A 16,692-nucleotide genomic window follows, 5' to 3' on the forward strand; every position below is an offset into this window, starting at 1 on the left:
CCGGTATTTTGTTGTAAATACAACAAAATAGACTTATACTAATAGACATTAAGACATCCCTGGTTCCATTATGACCCGATCCGAACCGGAAAGCCAGAAGCGGATGCGGCAATTATTGAACTGCGGCCTGAAATCCCAAGACTTTACGAGGTGAGCGCTGATGAACTGGCATCTGAAGGCATTTGACGAGCTGTCCAATCTGGAGCTGTATAATATTTTGAAAGCAAGAACCAACATTTTCGTCGTTGAACAGAACTGCCCTTATTCCGAAGTAGACGGCAAGGACCCGGCCTGCCATCATCTGTTCCTGGAGGACCAAGGCGAGATTATCGCCTACCTTCGCATTCTGCCCCCGGGCGTGGCTTACCCCGAAGCGTCCGTCGGCCGGTTCATCGTCGATCCGAAGCTCCGGGGAACGGGCCTCGGCAGAGAACTGTTCGGCAGGGGGCTGGATTTTGTCAGAGACAGCTTGCGGGAAACACGCATTAAGATCCATGCGCAGGCCTATCTCAGAGACTTCTACGCCTCCTTCGGCTTCGAGCCGGTGTCGGACGTCTATCTGGAAGATGGAATTCCGCATATCGAAATGCTTCTGTCGGCGGGAGAGTAGTCTTTTTCCCGCTATCTGGCTTATAAATCTCCTTATGAGCTTTTGCACCTATTCTCTAAAAAGGAGTGTTGGCATTGGGACGCATTATTGTGCTGTACGGTCCGTCCGCTTCCGGCAAAACCGAAATTCAGCGGCAGCTGACGGCCCCAGGATTTCCCAGAATCATCACAGCAACGACCCGCCCTGCGCGGGCGAATGAAATTGATGGCGTGCATTACCTGTTCCTGGACAAAGAGAGCTTCCGCGAGAAAATGACGTGCGGGGAGCTGATCGAGTGGACCGAATATAACGGAGAATGGTATGGAACGCTGCGTTCCAGCATCGAGGAAGCTATAGCCGGTCCGGTGGATGCCAGTATCATCCTGGATCTTGCCGGCGTGCTTGCGCTTAAAGAGCGCTACACAGAGCATATCCTCGCAGTCTACATCGGAGCGAACCTCGCCTCTCTCACCAGAAGGCTTGTTGAAAGAGACGGAGATGCGGCTGAAAGGGCAAACAGGCTGCGCAAGGCCCGTAAGCAGGAGCTTACCGAAGCCTATATGCAGCCTGCAGACGCCGTCCTGTGGAATAACGACGGAACCGATTTCGCGGAGACGCTGAAGCGCGTGCGGGAAATCATTGCTTCCCATCGGCGGGAGACGTAACGACTACACTGCTTACCCGTGCGGATTTGAGTGCTTTTGTAAACATCTTGATGGCAGACAGGATAAGAATGAAGCCCAGCACCAATTTCAACAAGCTGGAAGAAATATAAGCGATTAAAAGGCCGCCTATGAACGAACCCAGAATCGAACCGAGCCCCATCGGAAAGACCAGTTCCCTCCACTCTTTTTTCTCCGCATACGCCCCATTGGAAGCATGCTTGATCATCCCGATCACCACCGTCGGCAGACTAATTAGGACGCTGGCGGTGCCCGCTATCTTAATGTCCACCCCGTAAACGAGCAGCAGAGTCGGAATAATCAATTCCCCTCCGGCAACCCCGAGCAAACTGCTCACAATACCGATTCCTATCCCAAAAGCAATCCCAACGAGAATGGCAACCGTCAGCGGCATCGGAATTCCGCTGGAGACAACTGGAGAGAAGCCTTCCGCAACAAGCAATACGCCAATGGAGACGAGCAGAATGAGAATAACTTTCTCGAGCGTGCGCTCGGACAAGCGCTTGGAGTAGTTCGCCCCCGTGTATGCGCCAATCATCCCCCCGGCGATAAAAGAGGCAATGACCGGCAGGATGGCCGTCAGCTCTTTAAGCGGAGCCTGAGGAAGACGAAAAGCCAGCGAGGAGATCAGGGTAACCAGGCTGACGGCCAAATTGAACGCAACTGCCTGCCGTGTAGAATATTTGAACAAACCTACCAACACAGGGAGACGGAATTCCGCCCCGCCGAGTCCGATTAACCCGCCCAGGCAGCCGATTGGCGTTCCTGTTAGCAATGCAAGCAGTGATTTTTTTCCTTTTTCATTCATTAAAAACGGCTCCTCTCTCACAAAATCGAACAAAACGCCACGAAACATAACAAAACCGGATTTAAAAAAAGTGTATCCTAGCCTATAATAATTGACAAGAGCAACATTTGAACGAATATTGACGAGGTGATCTTCCACATGTCCGATAACACCCTATCCTATTCACCCGAAGAGGTTTCCAAAATTCTCAAAATTTCCAAAGGCACCGTGTATGATCTTATCAAACGAGGGGAGCTTCCCTCCTATCGGATCGGAAAAAAACTGCGGGTCGCTCCATCCGATCTGGAAGCATACACCCGCCCTTCCTATGCTGCTCCAAAGCATCAGCCCGAAGCGCCGGCGGTTTCCATGGAGAAGCTGATTCTGGATAATCATGGACTCATCATATGCGGCCAGGATATTGTTCTTGACGTGCTTTCCCGGCATATTGAAAAAAGAAACCCCTCCATCCGCTCCCTGCGTTCCTATGTCGGCAGTCTTGACGGGCTTCTCTCTCTTTACCGGGGGACTGCGAATCTCGCCGCCGCTCATTTATGGGATGGTGAAACCGATGAATTTAACATTCCTTACGTCCGCAGACTGCTGCCCGGGCACCGGTGCGTAATCGTTAATCTGGTGTTCCGCAATCAGGGATTCTATGTCGCTCCCGGCAACCCGAAGAATATGCGCTCCTGGGAGAGTCTATTGGAACCGGGAATCCTCTTTGCCAATCGGGAAAAAGGTTCGGGAACCCGCATCATGCTGGACGAATGGCTGCGCAGTATGAACGCAGATGCCCATTCCATTCAGGGCTACGGGCATGAAGAGATGAGCCATATCGCCGTGGCAAGCGCCGTCGCGCGGGGAATTGCCGATGTGGGGATCGGAACGGAGAAAGCGGCGCAGCAGGTGTCCGGCGTCGATTTCATCCCGCTCAAGAAGGAGCGGTACGATCTTGTCTTTTACAAGGAGGATATGGACAAGCCGCATTTCCAGGCACTCCTGGCAACTCTGCGGTCGCCCGAATTCAAGCATGAAGTAAGCGGGCTAGGAGGCTACGATACTTCGCGCTGCGGGGAGATTGTGGGAGAGGTGTGAAGCTTGAAAGAGGCCGTGTTTCTTAACCAAATCGAGTAGGAGGCTACCCATTAACTGAGTAGCCGACCTCTCACACCACCGTACGTACCGTTCGGTATACGGCGGTTCAACCGTTTAAGTGCAATTGACGTAAACGCTCGTACTGCGCAGGAAAGTCATAATATCCTGCCTGTGCGAGCTTTTCGTTTGTTATGGAACGAGACAGCACCGGGCTTCCGGCGATGCGCCAGTACCCCAGACGGGAGTTCCCCCACTGGTAAGCCTGCCATTCCGGTATCCCCAGCTTGCGCAGGTTCTGTACCTTGGTTCTCGGCTTCTTCCACTGTTTCCAGATGTACATCCGCAGGCGTCTTCGCAGCCATTCGCTCCAGCTTTTCAATATCCGTTTCATGTCGGCTACATAGTAGTAGCCGATCCATCCGCGAATGTAGACTTTCACTTTCTCCATGACTTGGCGAACATTCCTGCCCTGACTGCGGCTCGTTAGTTCTTTCAGCTTCTTCTTTGCTTTTGCGAGGGATTGCCCATGGGCGCGAATATACACCCCATTTCTGTTCTTTCCCAGGGCAAAACCAAGGAATTTGAAATACTTCCGGGCCACTACGCTGACTACCTTGCTTTTCCGCATATTCATCTGGAGTCTCAATTTGTTCTCCAGGTACTTCCGGCAAGACTCCAGAAGCCGCGTCGCTGCCCGTTTGCTTTTGGCTAGCACCACGATGTCATCCGCATACCGGATAACGTTCACTCCCCGTCTGTTCATCTCCTGGTCGAATTCGTTCAGATAGATGTTCGCGAGCAGCGGAGATAAAGGGCCTCCCTGCGGAGAGCCTTCCTCCGTTTTGCAGTGCACCCCATTCTCCATAACCCCACTTTTCAAATATTTCTTAATCAGTTCGGTTACACGCTTGTTCTGAATTTGTTTGCGCAAAAGATTCATCAGCAGTTCATGGTTCAGTGTGTCGAAGTATTTCGAAAGGTCGATTTCTACCGCGTGACCATAGCCTTGCTGCGCGTAATCTTTCACCTTACGGATGGCCTGCTGCGCGCTCCGCCCAGGGCGGTAGCCGTAACTTCCGTCTGAGAAGAGCGGCTCAAACAGCGGCTGCAACTGCTGGGCGATCGCCTGCTGGATCACTCGGTCCACGACTGTGGGTATGCCAAGCTTCCGTACTCCACTTCCATCGGGTTTGGGAATTTCCTTGCGCCGTACCGGGCTTGGCTTGTATCGGCCTTCCCGGATATTTTGCAACAGCTCGTCTCTATGTTCCTGCAGCCATGGCAGCGCATCTTCTACGGTCATTCCGTCGATTCCAGGCGCTCCATGGTTGCGTTTGACCTGCTTGTAGGCTCTGTTCAGATTGTCTCTGTCCAGAATCTGTTCCAGCAAGTCTGTTGCACCGTCTCTTTCTCTACTTTCCCGAATGCCGGCACTCCGCGCTCCCGCATACTCTTCATGTTCCACACGTTCCCTTTGCGGGCAGCCCTTTCGGTATTCTGCTTTCATCGCGCCGACTCTCCTTCCTGTATGTACTCGAGACTTACGATTGTTCGGCCCTTCCCGAGAAAAAAAAACTTCCCGGTACTATGGCCTCTGCTGACTTCTCACAGCAAGCTTTACTCCGTCTTTCGGATTTTTTTTTTTTTTTTCCTACCGGGCGTCTGTGAGATCTCCCCGGGTAAGAGCGATAACCTTCCCCTCATCCATCTGCCACATTTACACCCTGGGATTCGGGCAGTATTGGACTTTGCTTTGTAGTGCAAGCTCGTCCGTCCCATGATGCCTTCTATGTGATTTCTGTTCGTCAGACCGAGGGTTTGCCTCCGGCTTCCTTCAGATTCCGCCTCGCGGCGGACACCCTTGCCTTTGGCTAACAGTTCCTACTGCCAAGCCTGTAGCGGACTTTCACCGCCGAGTTATCGCCCATGCCGGGCGCACACTAATAAGGACAAGCCCATGAAATACCAAGGGCTTGTCCTTTTATTTTCATCTATTCACTAACCATCTTAGAATAACTCTGCTCATTCACTACCCGGCGGGCGGTAACATAACGGTCTTGATAATACGCATCCGACAGCTTGCTTATTCTTACTCCCTTACGGCTGGATGAGTGAGCAAACTGACCGTCACCGATGTAGATTCCCGCATGGGAAATCCCCTTGCCGAACGTATTAAAAAACACCAGATCGCCAACGCGAAGATCTTCTTTCGATACCGGAGTTCCAACCCTGGCTTGGGACTGGGAGGTGCGTGGCAAATCATCAACATTAAATTTATTTAATACATACAGGATAAATCCGGAACAATCAAAACCTGAGGTTGTAGTACCGCCATAAAGGTATGGTGTTCCTAGAACTTGGTTCACGACACTCTCAAGCTTAACCTCACTTGCATATGTACTGGGTGCGGCGGAAGTAAATATGACAGCGGCTGCGATCAGCGACAGGATGACTTTCTTCAGAATGGTTCCCCCGTTTTCTAGAACGAAATTCGGCAATTCGTTAATATTTTGTAACTATTCACACTTTAATATACGAAAAAGAAGACTGTCAATCCTTATGTAACCCCGTTTTTTATAAGGAAAAAAGCAATGTCCGGGCAACCTTTTATTTCGTTAAAAAGAACAAAGTTGTAACCGCATCTCCCTATATCCCAGGATGTGGAATTCCATAGGTGAGATTGTGACGAAAATGTGCTTATTTAAAATGACTATTATAAATTCCGAAAAATTTAAATTTAATCTTATTGACATAAAGAAAGCACTAAAGTTATCATGTTGCTAATTGAGAATAATAATCATTATCTTAGGGGGATGTTTGAAAATGGTGAAGCGTAAATTTTTTGCTCCATTGCTTACGGGGGTGCTTGCAGCCGGTCTACTGGCCGGATGCGGAGCGGACAAGGCGAGTGAAGCCGGTTCGTCGAACGCAGGAGCGACGGCTAAGCCGAGCGCACAGGCAGCGGAGCAAGTCGTCAATATCTATTCCGCCCGCAGCTATGATGTAGACGCGCTGCTGTATAAGAAATTCACGGAAGAGACCGGAATCAAAGTGAACGTGATTGACGGCAAAGCGGAGGAACTGATTGAGCGTCTGAAGCGCGAAGGCGAAAGCACGCAGGCAGACCTGTTCCTTACGGTCGACGGTGGCGTCTTGAACAATGCCAAACAGGCCGGATTGCTTCAGCCAGCCACTTCCGAAACGATCGACCAAAATGTTCCCAAAGAACTCCGCGATCCGGACAATCAATGGATAGGACTCTCCACACGCGCCCGTGTAATCGTCTACTCCAAGGATCGCGTAAAGCCGGAGCAGCTCTCGACCTATGAGGATCTGACCAGCCCGGCCTGGAAAGGCAAAGTGCTTGTCCGTCCTTCCGCGAGTTTGTATAACCAGTCCCTTCTGTCCTCCTTCATTGAATTGAACGGCGAAGAGAAAGCGGAAGAATGGTCCAAAGGCTTTGTCGCCAATCTGGCGCGTACTCCGGAAGGAAACGACCGTGACCAGGCCAAAGCGATTGTTGCCGGCGTAGGCGATGTAGCGCTGATGAATTCTTACTACGTGGGCCTGCTGATTAATTCGGATGATCCGGAAGAAGTGAAGGTCGGACAAAGCATCGGCGTCTTCTTCCCGAACCAGCAAACGACAGGCACACATGTGAATATCAGCGGCGCAGGCGTAACCAAGTACAGCAAAAACAAGGAAAATGCCGTCAAGCTGATTGAATTCCTGACCGGCGTAGAAGCGCAGACCATGGTTACTAATGAGAACTATGAGTTTCCGGTCAATACCAAAGCCGAGCTGCCCGAGCTGCTCAAATCCTGGGGAACTTTTAAAACGCAGCAAATCGATTTCAACAAACTGGGCGTTCATAATGCCAAAGCGATTGAAATCATGAACAAGACTGGCTGGAAATAACTTATGCATCCAAACGCGGTTAAGGTACAGATAAAACGACGCCTTAGCGGTTGGCGGATCATAAGCTTGGCGGGGGCGGCAGTTATTTTGCTGCCCATTCTTTTTGTACTGCTCTCGATCTTTAATCCGCCGAATGACAATTGGGTTCAAATCAGGCAGTACCTCGTAAAAGATTATATCGCCCAGACGGTTCAGCTGACGCTGACGGTTGCCGTGCTTACAGCATTGCTCGGGGTAACGCTGGCCTGGCTTACGGCAGTCTTTGATTTTCCGGGAAAACGGTTCTTCAGATGGGCGCTGATTCTTCCACTAGCCATTCCTCCATACATTGCCGCTTTTACATACAGCACGATGTTCAGCTACACCGGCGTTGTCCAGACGACGCTGCGGAACCGGTTCGGAATTGTTCCTAATCAGGAGCTGATTACCGTCTCCTCCATGCGGGGCGCGGTCCTTATATTCACTTTGTTTTTGTTTCCTTATGTATATTTGATTACCAAATCGTTTCTGGAAAGACAGAGCGCCTCTTATATTGAGAACGCCCGGCTGCTGGGAAGGAATGGCTTGTCCATATTCCTGCGGATCGCGCTTCCTTTATCCCGGCCGGCGATTGCGGGAAGCGTCAGCCTGGTCATATTTGAGGTGCTGAGCGATTACGGGGTCACAAGCTATTTTGGCATACAGACCGTCTCGACAGCGATCTTCCAGACCTGGTTTGGGATGTATGACGCCGATTCGGCGATGCGGCTTGCCGCCTGGCTCATGATTATTGTCATCGGCTTGTTCCTGGTCGAAATGCTGCTGCGCAAACGGCGCGCATACAGCTCGACGACGAGTAAGTCGAGGCCGCTTGTACCGAGGCGCTTAACGGGAACTCGCGGGTGGGCGGCTGGCCTGTTCTGCATGATCGTCTGGTGCGCGGCCTTTTTGTTCCCGCTTCTGCAATTAATCGTATGGGCGGGCTGGACCTTTGACAGCATGTGGAATGCGGGATTGTTCCGGCTGATCTATCAAACCTTGATCGTGGCTGTCGTCTCCACTTTGATCATCATGATTTTTTCGCTGATTGCCGCTGCGTCCAACCGGACGCGTTCCACCGCTTCATTTGTCCTCTCCAAGGCGATAACCGCCGGTTATTCGATGCCCGGGGCGATCATCGCCATCGGTGTGCTGGTCGTTTTTTTGAAGCTGGATAAAGTCTGGGCCGCCTTCCATCATCTGCTCACGCTGGGGGGAATCCCTCTCGTGCTCAGCCTGACTCTCGCGATGCTGATCGCGGGGTACGTGATCCGGTTTATGGCTACCGGGTATAACACCGTGGAAGTCGGGTTTGAGAAAATGGGCCGGAAATATACGGAAGCGTCCCGGATGCTGGGGCACGGAATGACGGCAACCTTTTTCAAGGTGGATCTGCCTTTGATTAAGGGAGCGGTGATGAGCGGATGCCTCCTGACCTTTGTGGAAATCTGCAAGGAGCTGCCGCTGGCTTTAATCCTTAGACCCTTCAATTTCGAGACTTTGGCTACAAAAGCTTACCGGTATGCCAGCGATGAACAGATTTTCGAGGCGGCCATTCCCTCTTTGCTTATCATTGGCATCAGCTTGATCTCGGTTTACGTTATGCATTATTTAGACAGGAGGTGGGAGCAATGAGTATCGTAGACATCCGGAATCTATCCTTCTCTTATGAGCGGGGCAAGTCCCCGGTGATCGACCGGTTCTCCTGTTCCATTGAAAAAGGAGATATCGTCGGGATCGTAGGCGCAAGCGGCAACGGAAAAAGCACGCTGCTGCGGCTGATTGCGGGGCTGGAATTCCCATCGGGCGGGGAGATTCGGATCAACGGGGCTCCCGTTGTGAATGAGGGCTGCTATATCCAGCCGGAGCGGCGGGGCGTCGGCATGGTGTTTCAGGATTACGCCCTGTTCCCTCATATGACGGTCCGCAAAAATATCGAGTTCGCCCTGCACCGTCTCCCCCGCAAAGAGCGGGCCAAGCGGCTGGAGGAAATGCTTGATCTTGTTCAGCTTGGCGAATTCAAGGAGCGTTACCCGCATGAACTGAGCGGCGGACAGCAGCAGAGGGTGGCGCTGGCCCGGGCGCTTGCGCAGAAGCCGGCGGTTCTGCTTATGGACGAACCTTTCAGCAACCTGGATGCGGGACTGAAGGACGCAATCCGTTCCGAGCTGCGGACCATTTTAAAGAAAGCGCAGATGACCTGCTTGTTCGTCACCCACGACCGGCAGGATGTGGAGGCGATCAGCGACCGTTCGATTCACCTCGGTCCGGAGTCCGATTTAGCCGAACGGGTACAAATCAACCAAGCTTAACCCAATTTTAAACTTAACCCGCCCGCAGAATTAACCTTGATTCGTTATTATCACTGTAAACAAGAAGAATTAAGGGGATTAAGCGATGCGCATGTTTGAAATAGCACTGGCAGCTATTGATTTGTTGGTATTGTTGTATTTTATGTTTGGTAAAACAACCTTCGAAAAAAAAGCAAGGAGTATGCTGCTTGGTGCCGGATTGTCAGCATTTCTAGTCTTGCAGCTGTTTCTGGAAGGCTACCGGTGGCAGCTGGTTCCACTTTATTTAGTTACTCTTATCCTATTGGCAAGCATTCTGTTTAACCTATTCAGACCGGTTCGAGTCGTTAAAAAACCGCATTTTCTCAAATACATAAGCATCCTTGTACTCAGTGTTCTGCTTATTATATCGACCATTCTGGCTGTAAGCCTGCCGGTATTTGATTTGCCCAAGCCGGACGGAGCAGACACGGTTGGAACGGTTACCTTTGATTGGATCGACATGAACCGTGAGGAGACTCTTACAACCGATCCGGGAGATAAACGCGAGCTCGTAGTACAAGTATGGTATCCAGCGAAAAAAACGGATGGCCAGCCACAGTTGCTTTTCCCGCAGGACCCGCAAATCTTTCACAATTATATCTCTGCTTTTGCCGAGGGGTTCCACCTGCCTGCGTTCGCCTTGGATTACTGGAAGTATACACGCAGCCATTCATTCAAGAATGCAGCTATCTTAACATCTGACAAACCTTACCCCTTGATTATCATAAACCATGGAATGGGCACCAGCAGAATTCTGCATGCCTCGCAAGCCGAAAATCTGGCAAGCCACGGATATATCGTAGCCGCTATCGACCATACGTACAGCACGGCGGCAACGGCATTTTCGGACGGCCGGATAACGGGGTTCACAACGGAACTGTCTGCTGAGGATGTCTATGATAAGGCCCGCGCTATCGGAGAGATATGGACTCAGGATGTGGAGTTTGTGCTAAGCCAATTGGAAGCATTAAATGCAGGACGGATGGAGAGTGATTTTAAAGGCAAAATCGATTTGGACAACGTTGGAATTATGGGCCATTCTTTTGGCGGGGCAACCGCATATAACGCAGCCTATCTGCTGGACCAAATCAAAGCCGGGATTAATATGGATGGGACGCTGTTTGAATTGGACCGCGATCACATGAACAAGCCGTTTATGTTCTTACAATCCGATGATTCCGAGAAAATGATTGAAGCCTTGGATGATCATACTATTCCCGAGGAGATAAGAGGACGGATAGCCAAGGAAATGGAGATAACCCGCCACGTTATTGAACACGGTGGTAAAAGTATTCATATCAAAGGAACCGCCCATTACAATTTTACGGATCTGCAACTCTATTCGCCGCTGATTAAGTATATGGGAATGACCGGCAGTATTGAAGGACACCGGGGGGCGTTCCTTGTAGACCAATACATTTTGGATTTTTTCGACAAATATTTAAAAGGAGGCGCGGGCGAGCTGATCAACGGACCTGATGCCAATTATCCGGAGGCGGAATTTCAGAAGCTGTAAGTTCACCATCTTTTGAAACAGCGATTCTTAACATAGAAATATAAAAACTGTCGTCCTCGCAAGAGTTCGGCAGTTTTTTTGTTATGATTTCAGCCGGATGGAACCCAAAATCGAAAAAAATAGTTCATTTTGTGACAAATCTATTAATTTTTAGTAAATACATAACACAATATTTGCCAGATCAATTGGTAAGTTTTATAATAAACAATGTTTAAATACACAAAATTGAATTGAAAGGACTGGTAATTATGACATCATTTGTACGATCAATCACCTCCCCTAAGAAATTTATTACTGGACATGGCTTGCTTGCCCATTTGAATGAGCACATTCATGGCTTCGGCGACAACGCCTATGTCATTTGCGACGAGTTCATCCTGGAGCGCGCAAAGAACGAAGCAGGCGCTTCGATCACCGCGGCGGGAAATAAGGCGACGTTTGAAAAATTCAACTATGAATGCACCAAGGAAGAAATTGAGCGCAACCGTGAGTTGGCCCGCAAAGCCGGAGCCAATATTATCGTGGGCATCGGCGGGGGAAAAACGCTTGATACGGCAAAAGCAACGGCCTATTACGAGAAATTGCCGGTTGTTATTTTTCCTACTCTGGCATCGACAGACGCTCCTTGTACGGCCCTGTCCGTCATTTACAAGAAAGACGGTTCCTTTGACGAATATCTCTTCCTGCCGAGCAATCCGGATGTTGTAATTGCCGATACAGGCATACTAGCGGCCGCGCCTGCACGGTTCTTTGCCGCAGGCATCGGCGATGCGCTCGCAACCTATTTTGAAGCCCGGGCTTGCTACGCCGCAAATGGCGATAACCTTGTGCTGATGAAGCCTTCCACAACAGGTCTTGGCATTGCAACAATGTGCTATGAAGCGCTGCTGCAGCATGCAGTCAAGGCACAACGCGCTGTCGAGCAAAAGGTGTATACCCGCGCGGTTGAGGAAACGATCGAAGCAACCATTTATTTGAGCGGGGTCGGTGCGGAATCCGGCGGTCTGGCGGCCGCGCATGCTATCCATAACGGGATGACAGCTGTGCCTTCACTACATAGAGCCCAGCATGGCGAGAAAGTAACCTTTGGCCTTCTGGCCCAACTGGTGCTTGAGAATGCACCGCTCGATGAGCTCGAAACCGTGATTAAGCTAATCAAGGATGTAGGTCTTCCTTTGACGCTTGAAGATCTGGGATGTACGGAATTCATCGAGTCCGAGTGGCGCCAGGTAGCGGAAGCCGCCTGTGCGGAAGGGGACACGATGGGCAATATGCCGTTCCCGGTTGAACCGGAGGATGTGTATAACGCGATTGTTGTAGCCAACGCGATTGCAAATTCTTATAAATAAGAACTGAATTTTACGTCCAATGAGGCCCTTCTAGCCATCTGAAACGGCTGTAAGGGCCTCTTTCAACGTTTTTTTCTCATACGAATCCAATTTGCCAGCAGAATTATAAATGCGATAAGTAGTACAGCGCAGATTAAGAACGTTTTGATATAACCGCCAAAATGCATTAGAGAATTGCTTTGGAAAGATAGCGCCGGTATGGTCATACACGTTAAACCCATTCCTATAAAAAGAATGGCAATCAGCCACTCTATTTTTTTCATGTGCTCTCCTCCCCATACTCTGATTGCAGGGCAAATCGGATTTCAAAGCGGGTGCCTTCTCCTATTTTACTGGAAACTTGTATTTTCCCTTCCTGCAGCTCTACTAATTTCTTCACGATCGATAATCCTAATCCGGTACCTCCAAATTGACGGGAGCGAGACTTTTCCACTCTATAAAACCGTTCAAAAATATAAGGGAGTTCATCCGCAGGAATCCCCATTCCGGTATCCTCTACAATAAATGTTGCAGAAGCAGCTTCATATAATAAATGTACCTTAATGCCTCCCCGCTCTGTATAACGAATGGCATTTTCGAGCAAGTTCAGTACTATCTGCTCCATCCGTTTACTATCTGCCCATATGCATGAGGCCGTTCCGGATTGCAGGATCGATAAACTTAAATTTTTTCCTCTGGCCTTCAGTTCAACCTTCCTGACCGCGTGTTCAGCCAGCTCTGACAAATCAACCCATTCAAGAACCAGTGTGATTTTCCCTTCTTCCATTTTTGCCAGGTCAAACAAATCATCGACCAGATGCTGAAGCCGGACCGATTCTTCGTAGATAATATCCAAGTATTGATTTTTCTCCGCTTCGGTCTCATATAGCTCCTCCTTCACCACCCGGGAATAACCCTCCAGATAAGTGATCGGGGTACGCAGCTCATGAGATATATTGGCAAAAAATTCCTGACGTGTATCCCGGTAACGCTGAAGATCAACCGCTAAATCATTGATTGCTTCGGCTAAGGCTCCCATTTCATCCCGGGTTTTGAGTTCCAGTCTCGTTTCCAGCTCACCGGCGGCAATTTTGCGGGTCGCCTTTTGCATTTGCAGAAGCGGACGGGATAGAAATTGGGCGATAATCCACGTGATCCCGAGGGCCAGTAAGAATGCGCCCATTCCGGAGAGGATCAGTAAATTCCGCACACCGGACAACGATTGCTCCATCTGTTCCGTAGATGACATAACATAAAGAGCGGAAGCAACACCTTCGCCTCCCTGAATGGGTTGCCCCGACACAAAATAACGATGTCCTGTAGTATCCTCGTATAGTAAGTTCACCTTTTTCCCGGAAAAAATCTTATTCAGATCAGAGGTCCGGATAAAGGTTCTGTCTGATGAATCGTGGACTCCCGAATGAAGAATCACCGCTCCATCCTGCCGCATATTAAAAATACTTACATTTGAGAACTCGGCAAACGTCTTCATTGTTTGCTCAGACATTGCATCGGTGGAGTCCGCCATTACCGCAAAGTGGGAAGTAAGCTCCTCCGTTTCGGTCTGCATGCGGGCATAATAATAGTTAGTAAACATTCGTTCAATGGAGAATCCCAGAAATACCAGCACGATTAAGAATAAGGTGATGATAATCAGGCCAAGTTTCAATCCGATACGGTTGTTCCTCATTCCTGTTCTCCGGAAACATAAAACTTATAGCCTACTCCCCACACGGTTTGAATAGGATTGTAAGTCATTCCCGCTTTCTGCAGTTTTTCACGTATGTTCTTGATATGGGTATCCACCACCCGGACTTCGCCCTCATAATCATATCCCCATATCCTTTCGACGAGTTCCTCCCTGCTGAAAGCGCGCTGCCTGCTTTGGGCTAATACAGCCAGCAGATCGAACTCCTTCGGGGTAAAATCAATCAACTCCTCCTGAATCCGAACCTCCCGCGCGTCGGGGATTATGGTCATTTGCGGAAATTCAAGCACCCACTGCTGAGGCAGCGAAGTCTGTGTAATCGTTGATCTGCGGATTAACGAATACATTCTAGCCAGGAGCTCTTCTGAATCAAATGGCTTTGTTAAATAATCGTCGGCGCCTATCCCCAATCCATGAATCTTATCCTTGGTTTCAGTACGCGCCGTTAGCATTAATATCGGAACCGTTTCTGTTTCTCTGATCGCCTTGCATACTTGCCAGCCATCCATATCAGGCATCATGACATCGAGTAAAATAATATCAAAGGAATGCTTTTTGACCATGGATAACGCCTCCAGCCCTGTAGACGCTTCCTTAATCTGGAATCCTTCCTTCATCAAATAAATCCGGAGCAGGTTCCTCATATTCCATTCATCATCTACAATTAACACTTGAAGTTTCGACACAATGCCCACCTTCTTCGTTCTTTTAGTTTGATCTTTTACTCAATGCTTTTTGTTTCGCATCATTAGGGGCATTAATACTAAATGGGAAAGGGGACAAAGTCTTACTGTTTCCTTGATCATCATTTTTGTTCCCGTTTCGTTCACTTCCATGGTTATGACTCCCGCAGCAACTCATCAATATTACCTCTCTTCACTCTCTATAATTTTCAAGTTCTGTATTTCTTGGCGCATTAGCTCGTTTTGTGCCTTCAATTCTAACAGTTCTTCCTGAAGCTGTTCTGTTGTCACTTGTTTCTTATGGCTCCCATGGTTATGTCCCCCACGCATTCCAAACATCATGAATATCATCATCAACGGACAAATCAGCGTTAGCAACCAAGACCAATTCATAATAAATGCCTCCCATATGCTTTATTAATTTATACTCTTATTGTAAGGAGTGATTATGAAGAAAATATGTTGAAAAATCGAGGTATCCATGTACTTGGGTTATGTTTGCACTAATTATTTATTTAAAAAAAACAAGCTGACGATCCGTCCATTACCGGTGTCAGCTTGTTCATTCATAGCATATTATCAGACATGTCGTTATTAGATTTCATCATGTTGTGCATGGACATCATCATTAATGTTGTCCATGTCGGTATCTTGCATCATTTTGCTCATGTCGCCGGATTGATGCATATCAAGTAACTGCTTCTCGGATAGACTAGGGTGCATTTCCTTCATGAATGGCAGCAAATTGTGGAAGCCATGAAGCTCCTATGAATTCCCTGTGGAGTTCTGAATTATTTTTAATGGCCAGCGTGCGGGTTGCCACCGGAAGCAGGCGAAATTTCCAGCATATCATCGATTTCGCTTTGTGCGGCGTTTGAAAGGGTTGAGCTGTCGCCTGTGATCCAAGCATGATTGTACGGTCCTTCTGCCGGCGAGTCCTGGAACTTCGGTTGAAGAGCCGCTGTGTATTCCATGACGGAATCCGGCATGCCGTCCTTATTGGTAAAAATCAACGGAGCATGTTTGCCCAAGTGAGAGAATGGAGCCGCAGCAATGGCAAGCATGGTGGAATCCTGAGTTAAGAACGACAGGTTATGTCCAGGTGTGGCGATTCCCCAGCCAAACTGAGTACCCTTATCTTTAAACTGAGCAAAGGCAATCGAGTTTGCGTATGGATCATTGCCGGAAATCCGGGTTACCGTTCCATAGGATTTCAGTTCATTTTCCACGTTGCCGGAAACAACGGATTCTGGTCCAATTAGATAAATAATTGCATTGCCTCCGCGTTCATTTAATGCCTCCACGGTTGGTGCAGGAATTTCGTCCTTCGTTACGTAAAGCAGAGGTTCAGGCATATGCGCAATCCAGTTTACTGCAGGAAGCGTATATTCCGGACTGTCCACAGACCCAACCACGACGGCCTGCGGCAGCTCGCCCGCAACTTTAGCATAATACGTGTCAATCGCTTGGGCTACGGCGGCCGGCTCCTCGCCTTCGATCTTGTCAATCTTCATATCCAGACCTTTTAACTGTTCCTCAACACTTGCAGATACAGGACCAACAATCACGATTTGAATATTATCATTGCCCTCTGCACCCATCGGGTTCAACCGTTTTAATTCCTCCAGCGTCGCCTCAGGGACACTTTCCTTCTCGAAGAAAAGAACCGGGCCATTGCTCGGATGGTGAATGAGATCGGTGCTCGCCGCAGCAATCTGCCAGTTGCTCACATCCGTTAACACAACGCTTGCCGGTCTGTTACTTTCGGATACCGCTGTCCAGAGCGTCCGGGAGACCAGAACAGCCGCCTCAACCGGATCAGATGTATTAATCCGTGTTGTATTTTTAGTGCCCACCCAAGGAACTGCAACGGATGAATTAGTGGTGTCTTCCGCTGTCGGTTCAGCCGCTCTATTCCCGATTTGGCAGCCGGCAAGTACTGCACTTAAAACTAAAGTCAAACTAACAACTGCGAAACCTTTTTTCATCGTTACCCTCCAATTTGAAATGTTAGACTTAATGCCACTTTAC

Annotated in this window: 17 protein-coding genes; 8 read left to right on the forward strand and 9 right to left on the reverse strand. The window is 49.2% G+C overall.

The window, feature by feature from the left end; all coding sequences use genetic code 11:
• Positions 1-160: 160 nt before the first annotated feature.
• The gene (locus KP014_RS26545) at positions 161-610 is read left to right on the forward strand and encodes a GNAT family N-acetyltransferase (RefSeq protein ID WP_036587959.1); all 450 of its coding nucleotides are present in this window, start codon (positions 161-163) and stop codon (positions 608-610) included.
• 74 nt (positions 611-684) lie between these two features.
• On the forward strand, positions 685-1,254 hold the full coding sequence (locus KP014_RS26550; RefSeq protein WP_036587960.1) for a guanylate kinase: 570 nt from the start codon (positions 685-687) through the stop codon (positions 1,252-1,254).
• On the opposite strand, the gene KP014_RS26555 is transcribed toward KP014_RS26550, so the two are convergent.
• A complete protein-coding gene (locus tag KP014_RS26555) occupies positions 1,226-2,080 on the reverse strand; it encodes a sulfite exporter TauE/SafE family protein (protein WP_090834646.1) in 855 nt (284 codons plus the stop codon). The two genes, KP014_RS26550 and KP014_RS26555, sit on opposite strands and share 29 nt — an antisense overlap.
• A gap of 138 nt (positions 2,081-2,218) precedes the next feature.
• Between KP014_RS26555 and KP014_RS26560 the strand changes: the two genes are divergently transcribed.
• Positions 2,219-3,157, forward strand: a complete 939-nt coding sequence (locus tag KP014_RS26560; protein WP_036587962.1) for a substrate-binding domain-containing protein — start codon at positions 2,219-2,221, stop codon at positions 3,155-3,157.
• Positions 3,158-3,263: 106 nt separating this feature from the next.
• Here the strand turns inward: KP014_RS26560 and ltrA are convergent, their stop codons facing one another.
• Positions 3,264-4,664, reverse strand: coding sequence for a group II intron reverse transcriptase/maturase (ltrA, locus tag KP014_RS26565; protein ID WP_036589107.1), 1,401 nt, complete (start codon positions 4,662-4,664; stop codon positions 3,264-3,266).
• 484 nt (positions 4,665-5,148) lie between these two features.
• Positions 5,149-5,619 (reverse strand): C40 family peptidase, encoded by a 471-nt coding sequence (locus KP014_RS26570; RefSeq protein WP_036594874.1) that lies wholly within the window; start codon positions 5,617-5,619, stop codon positions 5,149-5,151.
• A 361-nt stretch (positions 5,620-5,980) separates the two neighbouring features.
• Here KP014_RS26570 and KP014_RS26575 point away from each other — a divergent pair, with 361 nt between their 5' ends.
• The 5 genes from KP014_RS26575 to KP014_RS26595 all read left to right on the forward strand — a co-directional run bounded on the left by KP014_RS26575 (position 5,981) and on the right by KP014_RS26595 (position 12,291).
• Positions 5,981-7,075 carry a Fe(3+) ABC transporter substrate-binding protein gene (locus KP014_RS26575; protein WP_036594836.1) on the forward strand — a complete coding sequence of 365 codons (1,095 nt, stop codon included), beginning with the start codon at positions 5,981-5,983 and terminating at the stop codon, positions 7,073-7,075.
• A gap of 3 nt (positions 7,076-7,078) precedes the next feature.
• Positions 7,079-8,728: an ABC transporter permease gene (locus tag KP014_RS26580; RefSeq protein ID WP_036594838.1), complete on the forward strand. Its 1,650-nt coding sequence runs from the start codon at positions 7,079-7,081 to the stop codon at positions 8,726-8,728.
• Complete coding sequence (locus tag KP014_RS26585) at positions 8,725-9,405, forward strand: ABC transporter ATP-binding protein (protein ID WP_036594840.1); 681 nt, start codon at positions 8,725-8,727, stop codon at positions 9,403-9,405. Before KP014_RS26580 ends, KP014_RS26585 begins: the two co-directional genes overlap by 4 nt.
• Before the next feature lie 91 nt (positions 9,406-9,496).
• Complete coding sequence (locus KP014_RS26590) at positions 9,497-10,942, forward strand: alpha/beta hydrolase family protein (RefSeq protein ID WP_246590592.1); 1,446 nt, start codon at positions 9,497-9,499, stop codon at positions 10,940-10,942.
• Positions 10,943-11,190: 248 nt separating this feature from the next.
• The gene (locus KP014_RS26595; RefSeq protein WP_036594844.1) at positions 11,191-12,291 is read left to right on the forward strand and encodes a glycerol dehydrogenase; all 1,101 of its coding nucleotides are present in this window, start codon (positions 11,191-11,193) and stop codon (positions 12,289-12,291) included.
• A 62-nt stretch (positions 12,292-12,353) separates the two neighbouring features.
• Here the strand turns inward: KP014_RS26595 and KP014_RS26600 are convergent, their stop codons facing one another.
• The 6 genes from KP014_RS26600 to KP014_RS26625 all read right to left on the reverse strand — a co-directional run bounded on the left by KP014_RS26600 (position 12,354) and on the right by KP014_RS26625 (position 16,649).
• Positions 12,354-12,554: a hypothetical protein gene (locus KP014_RS26600; RefSeq protein WP_036594846.1), complete on the reverse strand. Its 201-nt coding sequence runs from the start codon at positions 12,552-12,554 to the stop codon at positions 12,354-12,356.
• Positions 12,551-13,960 carry a sensor histidine kinase gene (locus KP014_RS26605; protein WP_036594847.1) on the reverse strand — a complete coding sequence of 470 codons (1,410 nt, stop codon included), beginning with the start codon at positions 13,958-13,960 and terminating at the stop codon, positions 12,551-12,553. Before KP014_RS26605 ends, KP014_RS26600 begins: the two co-directional genes overlap by 4 nt.
• On the reverse strand, positions 13,957-14,664 hold the full coding sequence (locus tag KP014_RS26610) for a response regulator transcription factor (RefSeq protein WP_175491966.1): 708 nt from the start codon (positions 14,662-14,664) through the stop codon (positions 13,957-13,959). Before KP014_RS26610 ends, KP014_RS26605 begins: the two co-directional genes overlap by 4 nt.
• 180 nt (positions 14,665-14,844) lie before the next feature.
• Positions 14,845-15,054: a DUF2933 domain-containing protein gene (locus KP014_RS26615; protein ID WP_036594848.1), complete on the reverse strand. Its 210-nt coding sequence runs from the start codon at positions 15,052-15,054 to the stop codon at positions 14,845-14,847.
• A gap of 201 nt (positions 15,055-15,255) precedes the next feature.
• Positions 15,256-15,393 (reverse strand): hypothetical protein, encoded by a 138-nt coding sequence (locus KP014_RS26620; RefSeq protein ID WP_216700425.1) that lies wholly within the window; start codon positions 15,391-15,393, stop codon positions 15,256-15,258.
• 65 nt (positions 15,394-15,458) lie between these two features.
• Positions 15,459-16,649 carry a cell wall-binding repeat-containing protein gene (locus KP014_RS26625; protein WP_036594849.1) on the reverse strand — a complete coding sequence of 397 codons (1,191 nt, stop codon included), beginning with the start codon at positions 16,647-16,649 and terminating at the stop codon, positions 15,459-15,461.
• Between the last annotated feature and the right edge of the window lie 43 nt (positions 16,650-16,692).

Source organism: Paenibacillus sophorae (assembly GCF_018966525.1).
GTDB lineage: Bacteria > Bacillota > Bacilli > Paenibacillales > Paenibacillaceae > Paenibacillus_AQ > Paenibacillus_AQ sophorae.

Coding starts and splice junctions, on each gene's coding strand:
- KP014_RS26600 (WP_036594846.1), bottom strand. CDS start 12,554: ATGAAAAAAATAGAGTGGCTGATTGCCATTCTTTTTATAGGAATGGGT.
- KP014_RS26575 (WP_036594836.1), top strand. CDS start 5,981: ATGGTGAAGCGTAAATTTTTTGCTCCATTGCTTACGGGGGTGCTTGCA.
- KP014_RS26580 (WP_036594838.1), top strand. CDS start 7,079: ATGCATCCAAACGCGGTTAAGGTACAGATAAAACGACGCCTTAGCGGT.
- KP014_RS26545 (WP_036587959.1), top strand. CDS start 161: ATGAACTGGCATCTGAAGGCATTTGACGAGCTGTCCAATCTGGAGCTG.
- KP014_RS26555 (WP_090834646.1), bottom strand. CDS start 2,080: ATGAATGAAAAAGGAAAAAAATCACTGCTTGCATTGCTAACAGGAACG.
- KP014_RS26625 (WP_036594849.1), bottom strand. CDS start 16,649: ATGAAAAAAGGTTTCGCAGTTGTTAGTTTGACTTTAGTTTTAAGTGCA.
- KP014_RS26615 (WP_036594848.1), bottom strand. CDS start 15,054: ATGAATTGGTCTTGGTTGCTAACGCTGATTTGTCCGTTGATGATGATA.
- KP014_RS26605 (WP_036594847.1), bottom strand. CDS start 13,960: ATGAGGAACAACCGTATCGGATTGAAACTTGGCCTGATTATCATCACC.
- KP014_RS26590 (WP_246590592.1), top strand. CDS start 9,497: ATGTTTGAAATAGCACTGGCAGCTATTGATTTGTTGGTATTGTTGTAT.
- ltrA (WP_036589107.1), bottom strand. CDS start 4,664: ATGAAAGCAGAATACCGAAAGGGCTGCCCGCAAAGGGAACGTGTGGAA.
- KP014_RS26585 (WP_036594840.1), top strand. CDS start 8,725: ATGAGTATCGTAGACATCCGGAATCTATCCTTCTCTTATGAGCGGGGC.
- KP014_RS26620 (WP_216700425.1), bottom strand. CDS start 15,393: ATGAAGGAAATGCACCCTAGTCTATCCGAGAAGCAGTTACTTGATATG.
- KP014_RS26560 (WP_036587962.1), top strand. CDS start 2,219: ATGTCCGATAACACCCTATCCTATTCACCCGAAGAGGTTTCCAAAATT.
- KP014_RS26595 (WP_036594844.1), top strand. CDS start 11,191: ATGACATCATTTGTACGATCAATCACCTCCCCTAAGAAATTTATTACT.